The organism is Curtobacterium sp. AC272, from assembly GCF_979258155.1.
This window is the reverse complement of the sequence record NZ_OZ409838.1, coordinates 1,495,923-1,515,310: the sequence shown is the minus strand read 5'-3', so window position 1 is coordinate 1,515,310 and position 19,388 is coordinate 1,495,923. Positions and strand designations below refer to the sequence as shown.

Genomic DNA, 19,388 nt, shown 5'->3' with positions numbered 1-19,388 from the left:
GGGTCTCCCGTTCCTGGGTCATGTACTGCATGAGGACCTCTGGGGTGGCCTCGGAGCGGGGCACATCGGCGGTGATGGTGCCCTCGGAGAGTGTGTAGATGCGGTCGCAGATGCCGAGGAGCTCCGGGAGCTCCGAGGAGATCACGATGACCCCCTTGCCCTGGTCCGCGAGGCTGTTGATGATCGTGTAGATCTCGTACTTCGCACCGACGTCGATGCCGCGGGTGGGCTCGTCGAGGATGAGCACGTCCGGATCGGTGTACATCCACTTCGACAGGACGACCTTCTGCTGGTTGCCGCCGGAGAGCTTGCCCGTGATGACGTCGACGTTCGGTGCCTTGATGTTGAGGTTCTTCAGGAACTGCCCGGCGACCGTGGTCTCCTCGGACGCGTTCACGAAGCCCCAGCTGGCGAGCTTGCCGAGCGCCGACCCGGAGATGTTCCGTTTGATGTCGTCGATCAGGTTCAGGCCGTAGCGCTTGCGGTCCTCGGTGACGTAGGCGATGCCGTGGTCGATCGCCTGCGACACCGTGTGGGTCTTGATCGGCTCGCCGCGCTTGTAGACGGTGCCGCTGATGCCGGATCCGTACGACCGGCCGAACACGCTCATCGCGAGTTCGGTCCGCCCGGCGCCCATGAGTCCGGCGATGCCGACGATCTCGCCGGCGCGCACGTTCAGGTCGACCTGGTGGATGATCTCGCGCGACCCGTCGAGCGGGTGGTGGACCGTCCAGTCCTCGATCCGCAGGAGCTCCTCGCCGATCTTCGGCTCGTGCTCGGGGTACCGGTTCGACAGGTCGCGGCCGACCATCCCGCGGATGATGCGGTCCTCGGAGACGTCGTCGGCGTGCATGTCGAGCGTCTCGATGGTCTTGCCGTCACGGATGATCGTGACCTTGTCGGCGATCGCCTTGATCTCGTTGAGCTTGTGGCTGATGATGATCGCCGTCATGCCCTCGGCCTGCAGCGAGCGGATGAGCTCGAGCAGGTGCGCGGAGTCGTCGTCGTTCAGGGCGGCGGTGGGCTCGTCGAGGATGAGGAGCTTGACCTTCTTCGACAGTGCCTTCGCGATCTCGACGAGCTGCTGCTTGCCGACACCGATGTCCACGATCTTCGTGACCGGGTTGTCCTTGAGACCGACGCGCTGCAGGAGCTCGGCTGCTGCCAGGTTCGTCTTGTTCCAGTCGATGAAGCCGCCCTTGGACCGCTCGTTGCCGAGGAAGATGTTCTCGGCGATCGACAGGAACGGGCTGAGTGCGAGCTCCTGGTGGATGATGACGACGCCGGCTGCTTCGGAACCGTTGATGTCGTGGAACTCGACGGGCGACCCGTCGAGCAGGATCTCGCCCTCGAAGGAGCCGTGCGGGTAGACGCCCGACAACACCTTCATGAGGGTCGACTTGCCGGCGCCGTTCTCGCCGCAGATGGCGTGGACCTGGCCACGCTCGACCTCGATCGAGACGCCCTGCAGGGCCTTCACGCCGGGGAACGTCTTGGTGATGTCACGCATCTCGAGGATCGTGTCCGTCACGTCGACCGCCTTCCGTGGTGCGCGCCGTGGCGCGCGGATGGGGCGGACGGGAGGCACGGGGCGGGGTCGACCCGTGCCTCCTGTCCGACAGGTGGGTTGCGACTACTTCAGGTCGGCTTCGGTGTAGTAGCCGGAGTCGACGAGGACTTCCTTGTAGTTGTCCTTGGTGACGACCGTCGGCTGGAACAGGAAGGTCGGGACGACCTTGACCTTGTTGTCGTAGCTCTTCGTGTCGTTGACCTCGGGCTTGTCACCGGTGAGCAGGTCCTCGGCCATGGTGACCGACTGCTTGGCGAGCTTTCGGGTGTCCTTGTAGATGGTCGAGTACTGCTGACCGGCGATGATCGACTTGACCGAGGCCGCCTCGGCGTCCTGGCCCGTCACGATCGGCAGCGGACGGTCGCTGGTGCCGTAGCCGGCACCCTGCAGTGCGGAGATGATGCCGATCGAGATGCCGTCGTACGGCGAGAGCACGCCGTCGAGCGTGGTGCCGCCCGAGTACGACTTCGCGACCAGGTTCTGCATGCGGGCCTTGGCGGTCGCCGGGTCCCACTGCTGCGTGGCGGCCTGCGAGAGCTGGTCCTGACCCGACTGGATCTTCAGCGTGCCGTCCTCGAGGTACGGCTTGAGGGTCTTCATGGCGCCGTTGAAGAAGAAGCTGGCGTTGTTGTCGTCGAGCGAGCCGGCGAAGACCTCGATGTTGAACGGGCCCTTCTCGCCGGTCTTCTCGCCCTTGTCGTCGAGGACGCCGAGGCCGGTGAGCAGGCTCGTCGCCTGGTCGACGCCGACCTTCTCGTTGTCGAACGACACGTAGTAGTCGACGTTCTTGTTGCCCGTCAGCAGGCGGTCGTAGGAGATCACCTTGATGCCGGCCTTGGCGGCGGCGTCGAGCTGGTCGGAGAGGGCTCCGCCGTCGATCGACGCGATGATGAGGACCTTCGCGCCCTTCGTGATCATGTTGCTGACCTGCTGGGCCTGCTGCTGGACCTTGTTGTCGCCGTACTCGAGGTCGACCTTGTAACCGGCCTTCTCGAGGTCGCTCTTGACGGCGTCGCCGTCCTTGATCCAGCGTTCCGAGACCTTGGTCGGCATGGCGACGCCGACGAGGGCGCCCTTGTTGTCGCTGCTGCTGCCGCCGCCGTCGGTGGACGCGCGGCCACCGGCCGAGCAGCCGGCGAGTGCGATCGCGATGCCGAGGGCTGCAACGCCCGCGATGATCCTGCGCTTCGTCATCGAAGTACCTCTGTTCCTCTCGCGTCGTCCTCGACGCGCTCAGGTGCCGGGGCTGCTGTGCCCCGAGGGATGTGCTCGTGTGAGCGCTCACATACTGGGGCTTTCGTAACGGGGTGTCAACTCGGCGTGACCGTTTCGCGATCTTGCCGCGCGGGCCGGACTGCGCGGTACGGTTGGCCTCGTGACGACCACGACCGCCCCAGGGGGCACGGGCGGCAAACGCCGGAAGGCTCCGACGATCTTCGACGTCGCCGAGCGCGCGGGCGTCTCCCACCAGACCGTCTCGCGCGTGATCAACGGCGACCCGACGGTCCGCGACGCCTTCCGCACGCAGGTCACCGACGCCGTCCACGACCTCGGCTACCGGCCCCGCGCCGCCGCCCGAGCACTCGCCGGGGGCGGAGCCGCGCGCTCGGCATCATCACCGCGGGCGACGCGCTGTACGGTCCGTCGAGCACCGCGATCGGCTTCGAACGTGCGGCCCGGTCGGCCGGGTACCACGTGCTGCTCTCCACCCTGCCCGAGGACCCGACGCCGTCCGACCTGTCCGGTGCACTCACGACGCTGCTCGCGCAGGACGTCGCCGCGATCGTCCTCGTCGCCGCGGACAACCGGGTGCTCGACGCCCTCGCTTCCCTCACCGTGCCGGTCACCGTGCCCGTCGTGGTGTCGAACGCCGTGCAGCGCGACGCCGTCCGGAACCCGGCGGCGTCGACCGTCGCCGCGGTCGCGATCGACCAGGCCGCCGGGACGTCGCTCGTGATGGAACACCTGTTCGGGCGCGGGTACCGGCGGATCGTGCACATCGCCGGCCCGCCCGTCTCGCAGGAGTCGGAGGTGCGTCGCGCCACCTACGTCCGGATCATGCAGGACGCCGGCCTCGAACCCGTCGTGCTCGACGGCGACTGGACCCTGGGGAGCGGCTTCGCGGCCGCACGGCACATCGACGTGACGGCCGTGGACGCGGTGTTCGCCGGCAACGACCAGATGGCGCTCGGGGTGCTCCACGCCTTCGCCGACGAAGGCCTGCGCGTGCCCGACGACATCGCGGTGGTCGGGTTCGACGACGTCCCCGAGGCCGCGCACTTCACGCCGCCGCTGACCACCGTGCGGCAGGACTTCCGGGCGATGGGGGAGCGGGTGCTCGACACCGTGCGGGCCCTGGTCGAGGGCGAGCCCCGCGACGAGACACTGCTCGCCCCGGAGCTCGTGGTGCGCCGGTCGGCCTAGCCGTCACACCAGGTACCGCGCGGCGTCCGGCGCCGCGGCCGCGCGCATCGCCTCCCAGGTGCGGCGGAGTCCCTCCTCGAGCGACACCCGCGGCGCCCACCCGGTCAGGGCGCGCACGGCCGTGTTGTCCGACAGCAACCGGTCGACCTCGCTCGCCTCGGGCCGCAGCCGCGACTCGTCGACGACGACCTCGGCACGCTGCCCGCTGATCCGCACGAGCATCGCGGCCAGGTCGCCGATCGCGATCTCGTTGCCGGTCCCGAGGTTGAGCGCTCGCCCCACCGCTGCGTCGGACGCGCCGATCGCCAGGAACCCGGCGACCGTGTCGGTGACGTACGTGAAGTCGCGGGTCGGTGTCGTCGACCCCAACCGGATCGAGGACGCGCCCGCGGCGAGCTGCCCGAGGATCGCCGGGATCACCGCACGGCCGCTCTGCCGTGGCCCGTACGTGTTGAACGGCCGGCACACCGCGACCTCGGTGCTGAACGCCGCGTGGTACGACAGCACCATCGCATCGGCGGCGATCTTCGACGCGGAGTACGGCGACTGCGGCTGGGCAGGGTGGGTCTCGTCCATCGGGACGCGCAGCGCGCTGCCGTAGGTCTCCGAGGTCGAGGTGTGCACCATCCGGGCGCCGTGCCGACGGCAGGCGGCGACGACGTTGTGCGAGCCGACGACGTTCGTCTGCACGTACGACTCCGGGGCGACGTACGAGTACGGGATCCCGATGAGCGCGGCGAGGTGGAACACGGTGTCGACACCGTCGACGGCGGAGTCGACCAGGAACGGGTCGCGGACGTCACCGGCGAGCAGCGTCACCCGGTCGTCGTCGGCGTAGCGGGCGAGCCACCCGGCGGCGCCGTAGGGCTTGTAGTGGCAGAGCGCCCGGACGTGGGCGCCCTGCTCGACGAGGGCGTCGACGAGCGTCGAGCCGATGAAGCCCTCCGCTCCGGTGACGAGGACGGTGCGTCCGTGCCAGTGCTGATCGGTCATCGTGGGGTCCTTTCGGAGTCGGTGCGGGCGAGTTCGATCGCCCAGGCCGCGACGGCGTCCGCCGCGGCCGCGTGGGGTGAGGTCGCGTCCGGCAGGTGGTGCGGCGGAGCGGCCGGGAGGCGCGGGTCGGCCCCGGCGGGTGCGGCCAGCGCCGAGACGGCGGCGTCCAGGGCACGGGCGTCCAGGTCGGCGTCGGGCACGACGACGACCCGTGCGCCGGCGGCGACGAGCGCCTCGGCGTTCGCGGTCTGGTGGTCGTCGGTCGCGTACGGCGACGGCACGAGGACGGCGGGCACGCCGAGGTGCTCGACCTCGGCGACGGTGCAGGCTCCTGCCCGGACCACGACGACGTCGGCCGCCGAGTACGCGGCCGCCATGTCGTCGATGTGCGACACGATCGAGGCCACCGCGTCGCCGCCACCGTCGTGCAGTCGTCCGGACAGTTCCTCGACGTGGGTCGGCGACGCCTTGACGAGCATCCGGAAGCCGGTGTCCCACGAGCGGGCGCACGCCAGGTCGACCGCGGCCCGGTCGAGTGATGCAGCACCGAGGCTGCCGCCGGACACGACGACGAACCGTTCGCCGGGTGCGACGCCGAAGCGCTCGCGGGCGGTGGCGCGCATCGACGCCCGGTCGCAGGACGCCAGCGCGGGGAGGATCGGGATGCCGACCCGGCGGACCTCGGCGCGGCCGGTGAGGCCGGTGCGGGCCGGGTCGAAGGCGCAAGCGACGTGCCGGGCGAGCCGGGCGGCGAGCACGTTCGCGAGCCCGGGCGTCGCGTTCGACTCGTGCACCACGACGGGGATGCGGAGCGTCCACGCAGCGACGACCGCCGGCACGCTGGGGTAGCCGCCGACCCCGACGACGACCTGTGCGCCGCGTGCCCGGAGCTGTCGTCGTGCGCGGAGGACGCAGCGCGCGAAGCGCAGGGGAAGCCGAACGCGCGTCGGCCAACACGGCGCGGGAAGGACTGCATCGGCGTGGTGTCGAGACGGTAGCCGGCGGCGGGGACGAGCCGGGCCTCCAGACGGTCCGGCGTTCCCGAGAAGGTGACGGTGCTGCCGGGGACGAGGCGTTCGATCGCGGCGGCGACGGCGAGGCCGGGGAACACGTGTCCGCCGGTGCCGCCGGCCGCGACGACGACGCGGAGCGGTGCGGAGCCGGAGGCTGGCCGTCCGGTGCGGGGAGAGTGCAGCATGACCATGCCGCAAGGGTGCGGTGCGTGGGTGAGGCGGAGATGAGGTCAGGCGCGGGGCAGGACGACCGTGACCGCGGTGCCGACGTCGCCCGGTCCCGGTTCGAGGCGGATCGTGCCGTGGGCGCCGGCGACGACCTGTGCGGCGATGGCCAGTCCGAGGCCGGAGCCCGGCAGGCGACGTGCCGACGGGGCTCGGTGGAACCGGTCGAAGACCCGGGCTCGGTCCGCTGGTGGGATCCCGATGCCGCGGTCGGTGATGCGCACCACGACCTCGTTGCCGACGGACCCGACGGACACCGACACCGGTCCGCCGGCACCGTACTTGCCCGCGTTGTCCAGCAGGACGTCGAACAGGCGGGGGAGTCGTCCGTCCGGCACCGACACGAGCACCGGCGCTTCGGGGGCGTCGACGTCGATCGGGACACCCCACCGACGGGCAGCGACCGTCGCGGCGTCGTGCGCCGCCGCGACCACGTCGACACGGGCCAGCCCGGCGAGCGAGCGGTCACCGCGTGCCAGCTCCGCCAGGTCGTCGATCGTGGCCTGCATCGCGGCGAGCTCCTGCGTCACCGCTGCGCGCAACGACTCGCGGGTGGCGTCGTCGATCGGACGGTCCCCACCGAGCAGCTGCAGGTTCGTCCGCAGCGTCGTCAACGGGGTGCGCAGTTCGTGCGAGGCATCAGCGGCGAAGTCCCGTTGGCTGTCGCTCGCGGCGGCCAGTTCGGCGAGCATCTCGTCGAACGCCCCGGACAGCCGACCGAGCTCGTCGTTCCGCCGGATGCCCACACGGGCGTGCGGGTCCGCGGTGTCCCGGACCCGGCGCACCGCGCGGTCCAGACGCTGCACCGGACGGAGGCCGACCGTGGCGACGACGTACCCGGCGACCGCGGCGAGCACGATGCCGACCGCACCCGCGACGCCGAGCGCGATCCACGTGCGGGACACCGCGACGTCGGTCTGGCGGGTCGGGAGCCCGACCATCACCGCACCGTCGGGGCGGATCGGCAGGACCACGACCCGGACACCGTCGGCGGTGTACAACGCCCGGTCCTGCGCCCCGTCGGCGACGGCTCGTGCCGCCGAGGTGACGGCCAGTGGGCCACCGCCCGTCCCGACGGTGACGTCGGACGCGATCAGCCGGGCGCAGGCCGGCTCGACGGCGTACCGGCAGTCCCCGCTCAGGTCGCTGACCGTGTCGGGGTTCGCCTGCGCGAGGCGCTGGACGCGGGTCGCCTCGCGCGACAGGGAGGTGTCGAGCGTGCTGTGCAGCTGGACGGTGACGACGAACCCGGTCAGGACGGCGACGAGCACGACCACGAGGGCGACGACGCCGGCGACGACCGCGGCGAGTCGGCGCCGGAGCGAGCCGGTGCGCCGCACGGTCGGGGTCACGGTTCCAGCCGGTAGCCGAGGCCGCGCACCGCCGTGATCGCCGGGGTCCCCGCGGCGGCGGCGACCTTGCGGCGGAGGCCGCCGACCGCGACGTCGAGGGCGTTCGAGGTCGGCGCCGCGCCGTCCGACCAGACGGCGTCGGAGAGTTCGTCACGGGTGCGGACCCGCTGCGGATCGCGGAAGAGCAGCTCGGCCAGGATCGTTTCGCTGCGGGTCAGGTCGGTGTGGTCGCCGGCGCCCGGTCCGTGGCGCAACTGCCGCTGCTCGGCGTCGAGGGTCACGCCGGACCACGTCGGATCGGGAGCGGAGCCGCCGGTCGAGCCACCACGGCGGACGAGGGCTCGCACGCGGGCGCGCAGTTCGTCGACGTCGAACGGCTTGCCGAGGTAGTCGTCGGCGCCGGCGTCGAGACCGGTGACGCGTTCGGCCGGCCGGTCGTGCGCGGTGAGCATCATCACCGGGACCGCGTCACCGGCGGTGCGGAGCGCCCGGCAGACGCCGACGCCGTCCAGGAACGGCATCGCGAGGTCGAGCACCACGGCGTCGGGGTCCTCGCGGACCACCGCGGCCAGTGCCGCCCGGCCGTCCTCGGCCGTGACGACCCGGTGCCCGTCGGTCTCGAGGGCGACGCGGATGCCGAGCAGCACGTTCACGTCGTCGTCCACCACGAGCACCGTCGTCCTGTCCGTCATGCGCGGCATCGTCGCACGGCCTCCGGACCGGAAGCTGAAGGAGCGGGCTGACGGCCGACCCGACCGTCAGCCCGCCGGGCCGACCCGACCGTCAGCCCTTCAGCGCCCCCGACGACAGGCCTGCGACGTAGAACCGCTGCAGTCCGACGTAGAGCGCGATGCACGGGATCATCGCCACCACCGACCCGGCGACGAGGTTGCCGTACGACACCTGCCCGTACGCCCCGGTCTGCAGGTTGAGCAGTGCCACCGGCAGCGTGTAGAGCGAGTCCTTCGTCAGGAAGGTCAGCGCCCCGAGGAACTCCGTCCACGACGCCAGGAACGCGTACAGCGCAGCGGTGGCCGCGCCGGGCAGCAGGAGCGGGCGGAGCACCGACACGACGACCCGGAAGCGTGAGGCCCCGTCGACGAATGCCGAGTCCTCGAGCTCGGTCGGGATCGACTCGAACGCGTTCCGCATCACGAACACCCCGAACGGCAGGTTCACCGTCGTGTAGAACAGCACGAGCCCGAGCAGCGAGTTCGTGAGCTTCATGGCGTTCATCTCGAGGTACAGCGGGGTGAGGATCGCCTGGAACGGCACCATCATCGTCAGCAGCACCAGACCGAACACGATGCCCGACCCGCGGAACCGGAAGCGGGCGAACCCGTACCCGGCCATCGTGGCGATCACCGCGGTGAGCACCGCGGTGGCGATCGACACGATCAACGAGTTGAACACGCCGGTCAGCAGGTGTGACGACGAGCTGAAGACGGCGGCGAAGTTCTGCCAGCCGAGTTGGAAGAAGGTCGCGGGGTCGGCGGCCTGCGTGATGACGGCCTCGGACTGGAACGCCCGCAGGATCGACCACAGCAGCGGGACGCCGAAGACGAGCACCGACCCGACGCCGGCGATCACGTACAGGGTGCGCTTGACGGCGGTGTCGCGCGGGTGCCGGACGCTGCCCTGGTGGTGGCGCCGGCGGCGTCCGTCGCCGGTGGTGGTCAGCGTGCGGGTGGACAGGTCCGGTGCCGCGAGGCCGGCACGGGAGGTCGTGGTGCTCATGGCTCAGTCCTTCTCTCGCAGTGCCCAGAACTGGAACACCGTGACGGCGGCGATGACGACGACCAGGGCGATCGACTCGGCGGTCGCGGCGCCGAGCTGCAGGTTGACGAAGCCACGGTTGTAGATCGCGTTGACGATCGTCGTGGTCTCGGTCCCCGGCCCGCCCTGGGTCAGGATGTAGAACTGGTTGAACGCGAGCAGCGAGCCGATCACCGAGATGATGGCGCTGAGGGCGATGGTCGACCGGATCATCGGCAGGGTGATGAGTCGTTCGGTCTGCCACCAGGACGCACCTTCGAGCTGCGCCGACTCGTACACCTCGTCGGGGATGCCCTGCATGGCCGACATCAGGAGCACCATCGTCAGGCCGGACACCGCCCAGACCACGAGCACGCAGATGAGCAGCGTGGCGAGGGGGCCGTTGACGAGCCAGGCGGTGCTGCCGTCGGTGATCCCGAGCCAGCGGAGCACCATGTTGACGGCCCCGGAGTTCGGCTGCGCCTCGAGCACGAGCATGAACGACAGCGTGGTCAGGCCGACGACGTACGGCAGGAAGAACACCGTCCGCAGCAGGGTGCTGCCCCGTCGCCGTGCCCGGATGAGCACCGCCAGGAAGTAGCCGAGCACCAGGATCGGCACCGTCACGATCGCGGTGTACAGCAGCGTGTACCCGATGGCGTGCACGAACGTCGGGTCCTGGAACAGCGTCAGGTAGTTCTGCAGCCCGATGAACCGGTACGGACCGATCAGGGGCCAGTTCGTGAACGAGATGTAGAGCGCGAACACGAGCGGGGCGAGGACGAACACCGCGACGAAGACGATCGCCGGGGTGACGAGCACGGCGCCGGCGCGGGGCGGGTGCGTGAGCGAGCCGCGGGACGGACCCGAGCGGCCCGAGCGGCCCGGGCGGCCGGCGCCGCGGCCGACGGTCGGGCGGCCGGCGCCGGTCCGTCGGTTGGAGATGGTGGTCATGTCTGCACCTCTCTGTGCAACAAACGAGCGAGCGACGGTCAGGCCTGGACCTGGTCGAGGATGCGGCTGTAGTCCGCCTGCGCCGTCTTCATCGCGGCAGCGGTGCCCGAGCCGAACACGGCCTCGCGGAACATCGCGAAGTACGGTGACGACGGCTGGTTGTTGAGCAGGTTGTACGCCAGGGTCTGCGGCGCGTAGCCCTTGTCGATGGCGTCGAGCGGGCCGAACGCCAGTGGGAACCGCTTCCGGTACTCGGGCGTCGCGGCGTCGGAGCGGGTGGGGAAGTACCCGCCGTCGGGCAGGGCCTGCTGTTGCTGCAGGCCGTTCGCGTACTGCATGAACGCCCAGCCGCCGGACGGGTTCGCCGCCCCGTTCGGGATGCACATGTTGTCGCCGCCGTCGAAGAACGACCGCTGGCCGTCCCACGACGGGATGAGCACCGTCTGCATCTTCGCCCGCATCGCCTTGGTGGCCGCGGGCACGGTGGCGCCGTACGAGGTCGGGAAGATCCCGACCTTGCCGGCCCGGAAGTCCGCGCCCCACGTGGTCCCGGCATCCGAGTAGGTCGCCCTCGACAGCGCGCCGTCCTTCCAGAGCTGCCGGTAGAACTCGAGCATCCGCTCCAGTGCCTCGTTGCCGGTGATGTTCGCCGTCTGCTTGCCGACCTCGCCGGACATCATGTCGACGCCGGTCGCCCAGACGTGCGGCTGGGTGACGAAGCCGATGATGCCGGCGGCGTTGCCGGAGATCGACCACCCGTAGACGTCGTCGCCGGTCTTCCGGATGGCCTTCGCCGCCGCCAGCAGGGAGTCGAGGTCCTTCGTGGAGTCCTCGACGTCGAGCCCGGCCCGGTCGAACAGCTCGGTGTTCACGAACAGCTGCGAGTTGTCCGCCAGGTAGGGCAGCCCGTAGTACCGGTCGCGGTACTCGAGCAGTCGCAGGTGGCCCGGTGAGATCGCGTCGAAGTAGTCGAGACCCTTCACCACGTCGGTCAGGTCGGCGAACGCCTCGCGGAAGATGAACAGCTGCGAGTTGATGTCGTCGATGTCCACGACGTCCGGCGGCTCACCACCGCGGATGGCCGTCGCGAGCTTCGTCACGTACTGACCGTCCGGCACCGGGGTCAGCTCGACCTGCAGCTTCGGGTTCGCCTTGTTGAACCCGGCCACGGCCGACGTCAGCCCGGCCTGGGTCGCGGACCGGCACCAGACGTGCACGGTGCCGGTTGCGTCCTTCCCGAAGCTCGCCACCTTCGCGTCGACCTTCGGCAGGGTGCCGGAGCACCCCGCCAGCGCGAGTGCTGCGCCGCCGGCGACACCGCCGACCAGGAACGCTCTGCGGTCCATCAGATCACCGCGCCAGCGGGAGCCACACGCGCATCGGCGCTGCGCCCCGGTTCGCCCAGGCGTAGTAGGGAACCGCGGTCGCGGTGACCGACGGGAGGTCCGTGGTGGCGCCCTGCGAGCCGGCCGCGTCGTCGACGCTGGTCGCGTCCACGGCGTGATCCGATCCTCCAGACCGGCTCGCGTCCAGCCGCTGGTACGGCCACGCTGCCTGCTCGTGTCCGGCAGGGGCGTGTCCAGGCACGCGGAGCGTGACGATGCCGTCGAGCAGGTCGTCGCGACGTTCCTCGGTGATCGGGGCGACCGCGTCGACCGTCAGGTCGTCGACCGTGAAGCCCTGCTGGTCCGCCTGCTCCACCGCGTACACGAGGGGCCCACGCTCGATGGCGACCTGACCGCGGGCGGCGTCGATGCGGGTGTCGGCCACGTACCGGTGCGGCGTCGTGTCGAAGACGAGCTCGACGGTGTCCCCGGCCGTCCAGTGCCGGTCGACGACGTGCAGCGTGCCCGGCTCAGGGTGCGCGGCACCGTCCGGTCCCTGCACCGTCGTCGTGTCCGACCAGACCGGGATCCGCAGGCCGAGGGCGAGCGGGCCGTCCTCGGTGACCGTGACGACCACGCGGCCGTCGTGCGGGTAGCCGGTCTCGACCGACACCGGCCCGAGGTCGGCCGTCGCGTACTGGTGGATCTGCAGGCCGCCGTCGGTCGCGGTCGCCAGGTAGCCGTCCAGGCTCGCGAACGTGCGCATGATGTTCGGCGGGCAGCAGGCGCAGTCGAACCAGCCGCGGCGCCCGTGGGCGGGGAGCGGTTCTCGTCCTGGTGCGCGTGGTCCCGCTGCTGCAGGGGGTTCACGTAGAAGTACTCGGTGCCCGCCAGGCTCACGCCGGCCAGGAACGCGTTGTAGAGCAGGCGCTCGATCGCGTCGGCGTAGACGGGCTTGCCGGTGGCGAGCAGCAGGCGCCACGCCCACTGGACACCGCCGATGGCCGCGCAGGTCTCGGCGTAGCCGCGGTCGGTCGGCAGCTCGTAGGGGTCGCCGAACGCCTCCCAGTCCCAGCGCGCCCCGAGCCCGCCGGTGATGAACGCCTTCGTCGCCATCATGTCGGCGAACTGGCGCTCGCTCGCGGCCAGCAGCTCGGTGTCGCCGGTCTCGATCGCGACGTCGACGGCGCCGGCTGCCAGGTACACGGCGCGGACGGCGTGGCCCTCGACGGTCGCGGCCTGCCGGCTCGGCACCCGGTCGGAGAAGTACGTCGGCTCGCCGCCGGCCCGCTCGATGATGCCCGTGCCGCGGGCGTCGACGAACCAGTGCGCCAGGTCGAGGTAGTCGCGGTTGCCGGTCTCGCGGTAGAGCTCGACGAGGCCCATCTCGACGACGGGGTGGCCGTCGACGTCGCGGGTCTTCGGCGTGCCGTCCGGTGCGGTGCCGTCGCCGAACGTGCGGACCAGGTGGTCGGCGTTCTTGATCGCGACCTCGAGCAGGCCGGTGTCGCCCGTCGCCCGGTGCTGCGCCACGGCCGCCTGGTACAGGTGGCCGGCGCAGTACATCTCGTGGCTCCACTTGAGGTCCGTGTACCGCTCGCCCTTCCCACGGATCTGCTGCACGGAGTCGAGGTAGCCGTCGTCGGCCTGCGCCTGGGCGTACAGGGCGGTGACCTCGCGCTGCAGTTCGAGCAGGTCCTCGGACGGGGCGCGGCCGTACTCCCACGCCACCGCCTCGAGCCACTTCGTCACGTCCGAGTCCATGAAGATCGGGCCGGTGGCCTCGCCCTCCTCGAGCCCGGCGGCGATGCGCAGGTTCCGGAAGTTGCCGGCGGTCTCGAGCAGGGCGTACCCGCCGCGGACCGCGTCACGGCCGTTGCGCTCCTGCCGGAGTGCCCAGAAGCCGCCGGTGATCCGGGCGTCGCCCGTCGGCAGGGGCCGGAGCGTGAGGTGCGCGTCGGCGGTCGGGAGGACCGGGGTCGCGGTGTGCGCACGGCTGTCGGTCGCGAGCGTGGTGGTCATGTCGCCTCCTTGCGATGTGACTGGGACCGTCCCGGTGTCCGCCGTTCGTGCGGCGTTTCGGAAAACGGTTTCTGCGGTGGACAGTACGACACCGACCTGGGGTGCGCAAGAGTTGTGGGCGTTTTTCTGCGTATGCTCATCGTCACGTCCCGCGATCCGGAAAGGAACTTGCCGTGACCCTCGAGCGCACCGGTGCCGACCGCAGCACGCAACCCGTCCGGATCACCGACGTCGCCGCGCTCGCCGGGGTGTCGATCGGCACGGCGTCGAAGGCGCTCAACGGCACCGGACAGCTCCGCGACTCCACCCGGGCACGCGTCAAGGACGCCGCCGAGAAGCTCGGGTTCGTCGGAGACGCCCGGGCCCGCGCGCTGTCCTCCGGTCGGACCTACACGGTCGGCATGATCACCACCGACTCCTTCGGTCGGTTCTCGATCCCGGTGCTCCTCGGTGCCGAGGACGCCCTGTCCGCCGGGCAGATGGCGGTCCTGCTCTGCGACACCCGCGACGACCACGTCCGCGAGGCCCACTACCTCCGCTCCCTCGCAGCCCGCGGCGTCGACGGGATCATCGTGACCGGACGGTCCGCCGACCCGCGACCGCCGATCGACGTGGCGATCCCGGTCGTGTACGCGTTCACGCCGTCGACCTCGGCCGACGACGTGTCGATCACCCTCGACGACTCCGCAGGGTCCGCGCTCGTCGCCTCGCACGTGTTGACGCTCGGACGGCAGCGGGTCGCCGTCGTCACCGGACCCGCGCGGCACCGTTCCGCCGAACGTCGGGTGGCGGGGGCGGCCTCCGTGCTCGGGTCACGACTGGTCACGCCGCCGCTGTTCGGCGAGTGGTCGGAGCGGTGGGGGCGCCAGGCCGTCGACGTGCTCGCGCGGCAGTCGCCCGACGTCGACGCGATCGTGTGCGGCAGCGACCAGATCGCCCGTGGCGTGTGCGATCGGCTCCGGGAACTCGGGCGATCGGTCCCCGAGGACGTCGCCGTCACCGGGTACGACGACTGGGACGTGATGGCGCTCGCCTCGAGGCCGCCACTGACGACGGTGGACCTGCGGCTCGAGGAGCTCGGGCGCGTGGCCGGGCAGGCGTTGCTCGGTCTCATCGACGGCGGCGCGGCGGCTTCGGCGACGGTCACCCCGTCCCTCGTCATCCGCGAGAGCACCGCCGGCGCGTAGCCCGCCCCGCCCCCGCCCCCGCCCCGCCCCGCCCCGTCCGCCCGCCCCGTCCGCCCTCCCGCCCGCCCGAGGTTCCGAAATCTCGGCATCTGGGCGGGTCCCCGAGCCGTTCGTGGAACCTCGGCGCCACGGCGGCGGCGAGTCGTGGAACCTCGGCGGGAAGGGGCCGGGCGAGTCCCCGCCGCGAAGGGGTCGGTCGGAACGTGCCGAAGGCCGCTGTCCCGGGGTCCCGCTCCGAGCCCGGGGTTCCGAGATTTCGGCATCTGGGCGGGGATCCGGGCCGTTCGTGGAACCTGGGCGTGGCGGGGGCGGCGAGTTGTGGAACCTCGGCGGACGTGAGGGGGGTGTCGTGGTCAGGCTCGAGATCGGGTGGGAACCGGGCGGGAACTGGGCGGAGCCGGGTGTGGTGCGGACGTGCAGCACAGCCGAGCGGGCGGCGCGCCCGGACGTTGCGAGAGTGAGCGCTCACGTGCCAGGATGTGAGCGCTCACGGAGGACGACGGAGTTCTGGAGGAACGCATGGGCGACGACCCCACCCAGCAGGTCGCGAACGGCCGCACGACACTCGGGATCGAGCTCGGCTCCACCCGCATCAAGGCATGCCTGGTGGACGAGGACCTCGTGCCCATCGCCGCCGGCTCCCACGAGTGGGAGAACGAGTTCGTCGACGGCCGCTGGACCTACTCGCTCGACGCCGTCGAGACCGGTCTCCGGGCCGCCTACGCCGCGCTCGTCGCCGACGTCGAAGCGCAGTTCGGCGTGCGTCCGACCACCTTCCGCGCGGTCGGCGTGAGCGCGATGATGCACGGCTACCTGGCGTTCGACGCCGCGGGCGACCTGCTCGTGCCGTTCCGGACCTGGCGGAACACCTCGACCGGGCCCGCGGCCGAACAGCTCAGCGAGGCACTGGCCTTCAACGTGCCGCTCCGCTGGTCGATCGCACACCTGTACCAGGCGGTCCTCGACGAGGAACCGCACGTGGGCGAGGTCGCGGGCATCACGACGCTCGCGGGCTACGTGCACCGACGACTCACCGGACGGAACGTGCTCGGCGTCGGGGATGCCTCCGGGGTGTTCCCGATCGAGGGTGGCCCCGTCGACAGCGGCCCGGGCGACCCCGGCTCCCGCGGATGGGACGAGCACATGCTCGCCACGACGCAGGCCCTGCTCGGCGAGCACGTCCCCGACCTCCGCGCGGTCCTGCCCGAGGTGCTCGTCGCGGGCGAGGAAGCCGGATCGCTCACCCCCGAGGGCGCCGCGTGGCTCGACCCCACCGGCACGCTCGAACCCGGCGCGCCGCTCTGCCCGCCCGAGGGTGACGCCGGCACCGGCATGGTCGCGACGAACGCCGTCGCACCCCGCACCGGCAACGTCAGCGTCGGCACGAGCATCTTCGCGATGGTGGTCCTCGAGCACCCGCTCAGCACCCCGCACGAGGAACTCGACGTCGTGACCACCCCGGCGGGCGACGCCGTGGCGATGGTGCACTGCAACAACGGCGCCAGTGAGATCGCGAGCTGGGCGAAGGTGTTCGGACGGTTCGCCGAAGCGGCCGGGCAGCCCCTCGACGTCGACACCGTCTACGCGACACTGCTGACCGAATCGATCGCGGACAGCACCGACCCCGACGCCGGCGGCCTGCTCTCGTTCAACTACCTGGCCGGCGAACCCGTCACCCACGTCGAGGACGGCCGGCCCCTGCTGCTCCGCACCCCCGACGCCCGCTTCACCCTGGGCAACCTGGTCCGCTCCGAGGTGCACGGCGCGTTCGCCACCCTGGCGATCGGCATGGACGTGCTGCACGGCGAGCAGGTGCAGGTCGACCGGATGACCGCGCACGGGGGCTCTTCCGCACGCCCGGTGCCCCGCAGCGACTGCTCGCCGCGGCACTGCGGGTGCCGATCGCCCTCGAGGAGACCGCGGGCGAGGGCGGGGCCTGGGGCATCGCCGTCCTGGCCGCCTACCTCGAGCACACCGACCAGCAGCTCGCCGACTTCCTTGCGGACACCGTGTTCGGCGGGGACGCCGTGCACGTGGCCGAGCCCGAGCCGCGCGACGTCGAGGGCTTCCAGGCGTACCTCGGCCGGTACCGCGCTGCCCTGCCCGTCCAGGCCGCGGCGGCAGCGGCGACCAGACCCGAGACGACCGGAACCGGTGCCGCAGCGGCGACCGGACCTGAGACGACCGGAACCGGTGCGGCAGCCGCCCCCGGCGCCGACGCGACCACGACCCGAGGCGAGGGGACGGCGGGAGCCGAGCCGCGCCTCCCGGCAGAGCAGGAAGTGACCAGATGACCAGCGCAACCGACCCCGACACCCAGCGGGCCGTCGCGGCCACCCGGGAACGCGTCGCCCGCCTGCACGGCGAACTCGTCCGCTACGGCCTGGTGATCTGGACCGGTGGCAACGTCTCCGAGCGCGTGCCCGGCAGCGACTTGTTCGTCATCAAGCCGAGCGGCGTCTCGAGCGACGACCTGACCCCCGAGAACCAGGTCGTCTGCACCCTCGACGGCGAGCCGGCCGACGGCTGGGGCAACGAGCACGGACCGAGCTCCGACACCGCCGCGCACGCCCACGTGTACCGGAACATGCCCGAGGTCGGCGGTGTCGTGCACACCCACTCGACGTACGCGACGGCATGGGCGGCCCGTGCCGAGGAGATCCCGTGCGTGATCACCGCGATGGCGGACGAGTTCGGCGGGCCGATCCCGGTCGGACCGTTCGCGATCATCGGTGACGACTCCATCGGCCACGGCATCGTCGAGACGCTGACCGGCCACCGATCCCGCGCGGTCCTCATGCAGAACCACGGCGTCTTCACCATCGGCAAGGACGCGAAGGACGCCGTCAAGGCCGCCGTGATGTGCGAGGACGTCGCCCGCACCGTGCACATCGCGAAGCAGGGCGGGGACGTGGTCCCGATCGCGCAAGCAGACATCGATCGACTCTTCGATCGCTACCAGAACGTCTACGGACAGAACCCCGAAGGAGCCATGCGATGACGCAGGACACCCCGACGCACGACACCCCGACGCAGGACACCTCGACGCACGACACCACCGTCGACCCCCAGGCCACGCTCGACGGCTACGAGGTCTGGTTCCTCACCGGTTCCCAGGGGCTGTACGGCGAGGAGACGCTGCGCCAGGTCGAGGAGCAGAGCAAGGCCGTGCACGCCGAGCTGGCCGGCGCGCTGCCGGTCAAGCTCGTCTGGAAGCCGGTCCTGAAGGACGCCGACGGCATCCGGCGCGCGCTCATCGAGGCCAGCGCCGACGACAAGGTCATCGGCGTCACCACCTGGATGCACACCTTCAGCCCCGCGAAGATGTGGATCGGCGGCCTGCAGGCGCTGACGAAGCCGCTGCTCCACCTGCACACGCAGGCGAACGTCACGCTGCCGTGGGCGGACATCGACTTCGACTTCATGAACCTCAACCAGGCCGCGCACGGCGACCGTGAGTTCGGCTACGCCCTGGCACGCCTCGGTGTCCGGCACGCCACCGCCGTCGGCCACGTCTCGGACCCCGCGTCCAGCAGCGCGTGTCGAACTGGACCCGCGCCGCAGCCGGTGCCGCAGCCGTCCGCGAGCTGAAGCTCACCCGCTTCGGCGACAACATGCGCTACGTCGCCGTCACCGAGGGCGACAAGACCGAGGCCGAGATCGAGCTCGGCGTGCAGGTGAACACCTGGGCGGTGAACGAGCTGGCCGCAGCGGTGTCCGCTGCGTCGGACCACGAGATCGACGCGCTGCTCGCCACCTACGACGCGTCCTACGACCTCGTACCGGAACTCCAGGAGGGGGCGACCGCAGAAGCGCGCTCCGCGACGGCGCCGCGATCGAGATCGGCCTCCGCACCCTGCTCGCGCAGAACGGGTCCGCCGCCTTCACCACCAACTTCGAGGACCTCGGCACGCTCAAGCAGCTGCCCGGCCTCGCGGTCCAGCGCCTGATGGCCGACGGTTACGGCTTCGGCGCCGAGGGCGACTGGAAGACGGCCGTCCTGGTCCGTGCGATGAACGTCGCCGGCGCCGGACTGCCCGGTGGTGCGAGCCTGATGGAGGACTACACCTACGACCTCACCCCGGGTGCCGAGAAGATCCTCGGTGCCCACATGCTCGAGGTCTCGCCCACGCTCACCACCACGAAGCCGACGCTGGAGATCCACCCGCTCGGCATCGGCGGCAAGGACGACCCGGTGCGCCTGGTCTTCACGGCCGACTCCGGCGAGGCCGTGGTGGTCGCGCTCTCCGACACCCGCGACGGCTTCCGCCTGACCGCGAACGTCGTCGACGTCGTCCCGCCGACCGAAGCCCTGCCGAAGCTCCCCGTCGGCCGAGCCGTCTGGGAGCCGCGTCCGTCGTTCCCCGTCGCCGCCGAGGCCTGGCTCACCGCCGGCGCCGCCCACCACACCGTGATGACGACGGCCGTCGGTCTGCAGGTGGTCGAGGACCTCGCGACCATGGTCGGCACCGAGTTCCTGGTCATCGACGAGCACACCACTGCCCGCGGCTTCCGCGACGAGCTGCGTCTCCAGCAGACGTGGCACCGTCTCGACCGCGGCTTCTGAG

12 protein-coding genes and 6 pseudogenes are annotated in these 19,388 nt (G+C 71.3%); 6 read left to right on the top strand and 12 right to left on the bottom strand.

Annotated elements, in window-relative coordinates; genetic code table 11:
* Positions 1-4: 4 nt before the first annotated feature.
* Both mmsA and chvE read right to left on the bottom strand, forming a co-directional pair.
* Positions 5-1,531 (bottom strand): annotated as a pseudogene (mmsA, locus tag ACZZ0J_RS07665) (multiple monosaccharide ABC transporter ATP-binding protein); the annotation flags it as partial.
* Between the two features lie 102 nt (positions 1,532-1,633).
* Positions 1,634-2,764, bottom strand: coding sequence for a multiple monosaccharide ABC transporter substrate-binding protein (chvE, locus tag ACZZ0J_RS07660; protein WP_123672475.1), 1,131 nt, complete (start codon positions 2,762-2,764; stop codon positions 1,634-1,636).
* 181 nt (positions 2,765-2,945) lie between these two features.
* Between chvE and ACZZ0J_RS07655 the strand changes: the two are divergent.
* A pseudogene (locus ACZZ0J_RS07655) lies at positions 2,946-3,122 on the top strand (LacI family DNA-binding transcriptional regulator); the annotation flags it as partial.
* Positions 3,123-3,181: 59 nt separating this feature from the next.
* Positions 3,182-3,994 carry a substrate-binding domain-containing protein gene (locus ACZZ0J_RS07650; protein WP_463438157.1) on the top strand — a complete coding sequence of 271 codons (813 nt, stop codon included), beginning with the start codon at positions 3,182-3,184 and terminating at the stop codon, positions 3,992-3,994.
* A 3-nt stretch (positions 3,995-3,997) separates the two neighbouring features.
* On the opposite strand, the gene ACZZ0J_RS07645 is transcribed toward ACZZ0J_RS07650, so the two are convergent.
* From ACZZ0J_RS07645 to ACZZ0J_RS07600, 10 genes and pseudogenes are all read right to left on the bottom strand, one after another.
* Complete coding sequence (locus ACZZ0J_RS07645; protein ID WP_463436093.1) at positions 3,998-4,987, bottom strand: SDR family NAD(P)-dependent oxidoreductase; 990 nt, start codon at positions 4,985-4,987, stop codon at positions 3,998-4,000.
* Positions 4,984-5,610: a UDP-N-acetylglucosamine--N-acetylmuramyl-(pentapeptide) pyrophosphoryl-undecaprenol N-acetylglucosamine transferase gene (locus ACZZ0J_RS07640; RefSeq protein ID WP_463438156.1), complete on the bottom strand. Its 627-nt coding sequence runs from the start codon at positions 5,608-5,610 to the stop codon at positions 4,984-4,986. The genes ACZZ0J_RS07645 and ACZZ0J_RS07640 overlap by 4 nt, the downstream gene beginning before the upstream one ends.
* A 162-nt stretch (positions 5,611-5,772) precedes the next feature.
* Positions 5,773-6,185 (bottom strand): annotated as a pseudogene (locus ACZZ0J_RS07635) (glycosyltransferase); the annotation flags it as partial.
* Positions 6,186-6,230: 45 nt separating this feature from the next.
* Positions 6,231-7,577 (bottom strand): HAMP domain-containing sensor histidine kinase, encoded by a 1,347-nt coding sequence (locus tag ACZZ0J_RS07630; RefSeq protein ID WP_463436091.1) that lies wholly within the window; start codon positions 7,575-7,577, stop codon positions 6,231-6,233.
* The gene (locus ACZZ0J_RS07625; RefSeq protein WP_228509686.1) at positions 7,574-8,269 is read right to left on the bottom strand and encodes a response regulator transcription factor; all 696 of its coding nucleotides are present in this window, start codon (positions 8,267-8,269) and stop codon (positions 7,574-7,576) included. Before ACZZ0J_RS07625 ends, ACZZ0J_RS07630 begins: the two co-directional genes overlap by 4 nt.
* Positions 8,270-8,360: 91 nt before the next feature.
* Positions 8,361-9,314: a carbohydrate ABC transporter permease gene (locus tag ACZZ0J_RS07620; protein ID WP_123291928.1), complete on the bottom strand. Its 954-nt coding sequence runs from the start codon at positions 9,312-9,314 to the stop codon at positions 8,361-8,363.
* Positions 9,315-9,317: 3 nt separating this feature from the next.
* Positions 9,318-10,286: a carbohydrate ABC transporter permease gene (locus ACZZ0J_RS07615; protein WP_194646700.1), complete on the bottom strand. Its 969-nt coding sequence runs from the start codon at positions 10,284-10,286 to the stop codon at positions 9,318-9,320.
* 38 nt (positions 10,287-10,324) lie between these two features.
* Positions 10,325-11,632 carry an ABC transporter substrate-binding protein gene (locus tag ACZZ0J_RS07610; RefSeq protein ID WP_463436086.1) on the bottom strand — a complete coding sequence of 436 codons (1,308 nt, stop codon included), beginning with the start codon at positions 11,630-11,632 and terminating at the stop codon, positions 10,325-10,327.
* Between the two features lie 4 nt (positions 11,633-11,636).
* On the bottom strand, positions 11,637-12,377 hold the full coding sequence (locus ACZZ0J_RS07605; protein ID WP_463436085.1) for a glycoside hydrolase family 127 protein: 741 nt from the start codon (positions 12,375-12,377) through the stop codon (positions 11,637-11,639).
* Between the two features lie 119 nt (positions 12,378-12,496).
* Positions 12,497-13,633, bottom strand: a pseudogene (locus tag ACZZ0J_RS07600) (glycoside hydrolase family 127 protein); the annotation flags it as partial.
* A 173-nt stretch (positions 13,634-13,806) separates the two neighbouring features.
* Here ACZZ0J_RS07600 and ACZZ0J_RS07595 point away from each other — a divergent pair.
* The 4 genes and pseudogenes from ACZZ0J_RS07595 (at position 13,807) to araA (ending at position 19,387) form a co-directional block, all read left to right on the top strand.
* The gene (locus tag ACZZ0J_RS07595; RefSeq protein WP_123938485.1) at positions 13,807-14,820 is read left to right on the top strand and encodes a LacI family DNA-binding transcriptional regulator; all 1,014 of its coding nucleotides are present in this window, start codon (positions 13,807-13,809) and stop codon (positions 14,818-14,820) included.
* 519 nt (positions 14,821-15,339) lie between these two features.
* Positions 15,340-17,114: pseudogene (locus tag ACZZ0J_RS07590) on the top strand (xylulokinase).
* The gene (locus ACZZ0J_RS07585) at positions 17,111-17,821 is read left to right on the top strand and encodes an L-ribulose-5-phosphate 4-epimerase (RefSeq protein ID WP_463436082.1); all 711 of its coding nucleotides are present in this window, start codon (positions 17,111-17,113) and stop codon (positions 17,819-17,821) included. The pseudogene ACZZ0J_RS07590 and the gene ACZZ0J_RS07585 overlap by 4 nt, the downstream one beginning before the upstream one ends.
* A pseudogene (gene araA / locus ACZZ0J_RS07580) lies at positions 17,818-19,387 on the top strand (L-arabinose isomerase). Before ACZZ0J_RS07585 ends, araA begins: the two are co-directional and overlap by 4 nt.
* Position 19,388: the final 1 nt, after the last annotated feature.

What these genes read in the sequence shown, in the direction of transcription:
- chvE (WP_123672475.1), bottom strand. Translation starts at nt 2,764, where the DNA reads ATGACGAAGCGCAGGATCATCGCGGGCGTTGCAGCCCTCGGCATCGCG.
- ACZZ0J_RS07645 (WP_463436093.1), bottom strand. Translation starts at nt 4,987, where the DNA reads ATGACCGATCAGCACTGGCACGGACGCACCGTCCTCGTCACCGGAGCG.
- ACZZ0J_RS07640 (WP_463438156.1), bottom strand. Translation starts at nt 5,610, where the DNA reads ATGCGCGCCACCGCCCGCGAGCGCTTCGGCGTCGCACCCGGCGAACGG.
- ACZZ0J_RS07625 (WP_228509686.1), bottom strand. Translation starts at nt 8,269, where the DNA reads ATGACGGACAGGACGACGGTGCTCGTGGTGGACGACGACGTGAACGTG.
- ACZZ0J_RS07620 (WP_123291928.1), bottom strand. Translation starts at nt 9,314, where the DNA reads ATGAGCACCACGACCTCCCGTGCCGGCCTCGCGGCACCGGACCTGTCC.
- ACZZ0J_RS07615 (WP_194646700.1), bottom strand. Translation starts at nt 10,286, where the DNA reads ATGACCACCATCTCCAACCGACGGACCGGCGCCGGCCGCCCGACCGTC.
- ACZZ0J_RS07610 (WP_463436086.1), bottom strand. Translation starts at nt 11,632, where the DNA reads ATGGACCGCAGAGCGTTCCTGGTCGGCGGTGTCGCCGGCGGCGCAGCA.
- ACZZ0J_RS07605 (WP_463436085.1), bottom strand. Translation starts at nt 12,377, where the DNA reads ATGCGCACGTTCGCGAGCCTGGACGGCTACCTGGCGACCGCGACCGAC.
- ACZZ0J_RS07585 (WP_463436082.1), top strand. Translation starts at nt 17,111, where the DNA reads ATGACCAGCGCAACCGACCCCGACACCCAGCGGGCCGTCGCGGCCACC.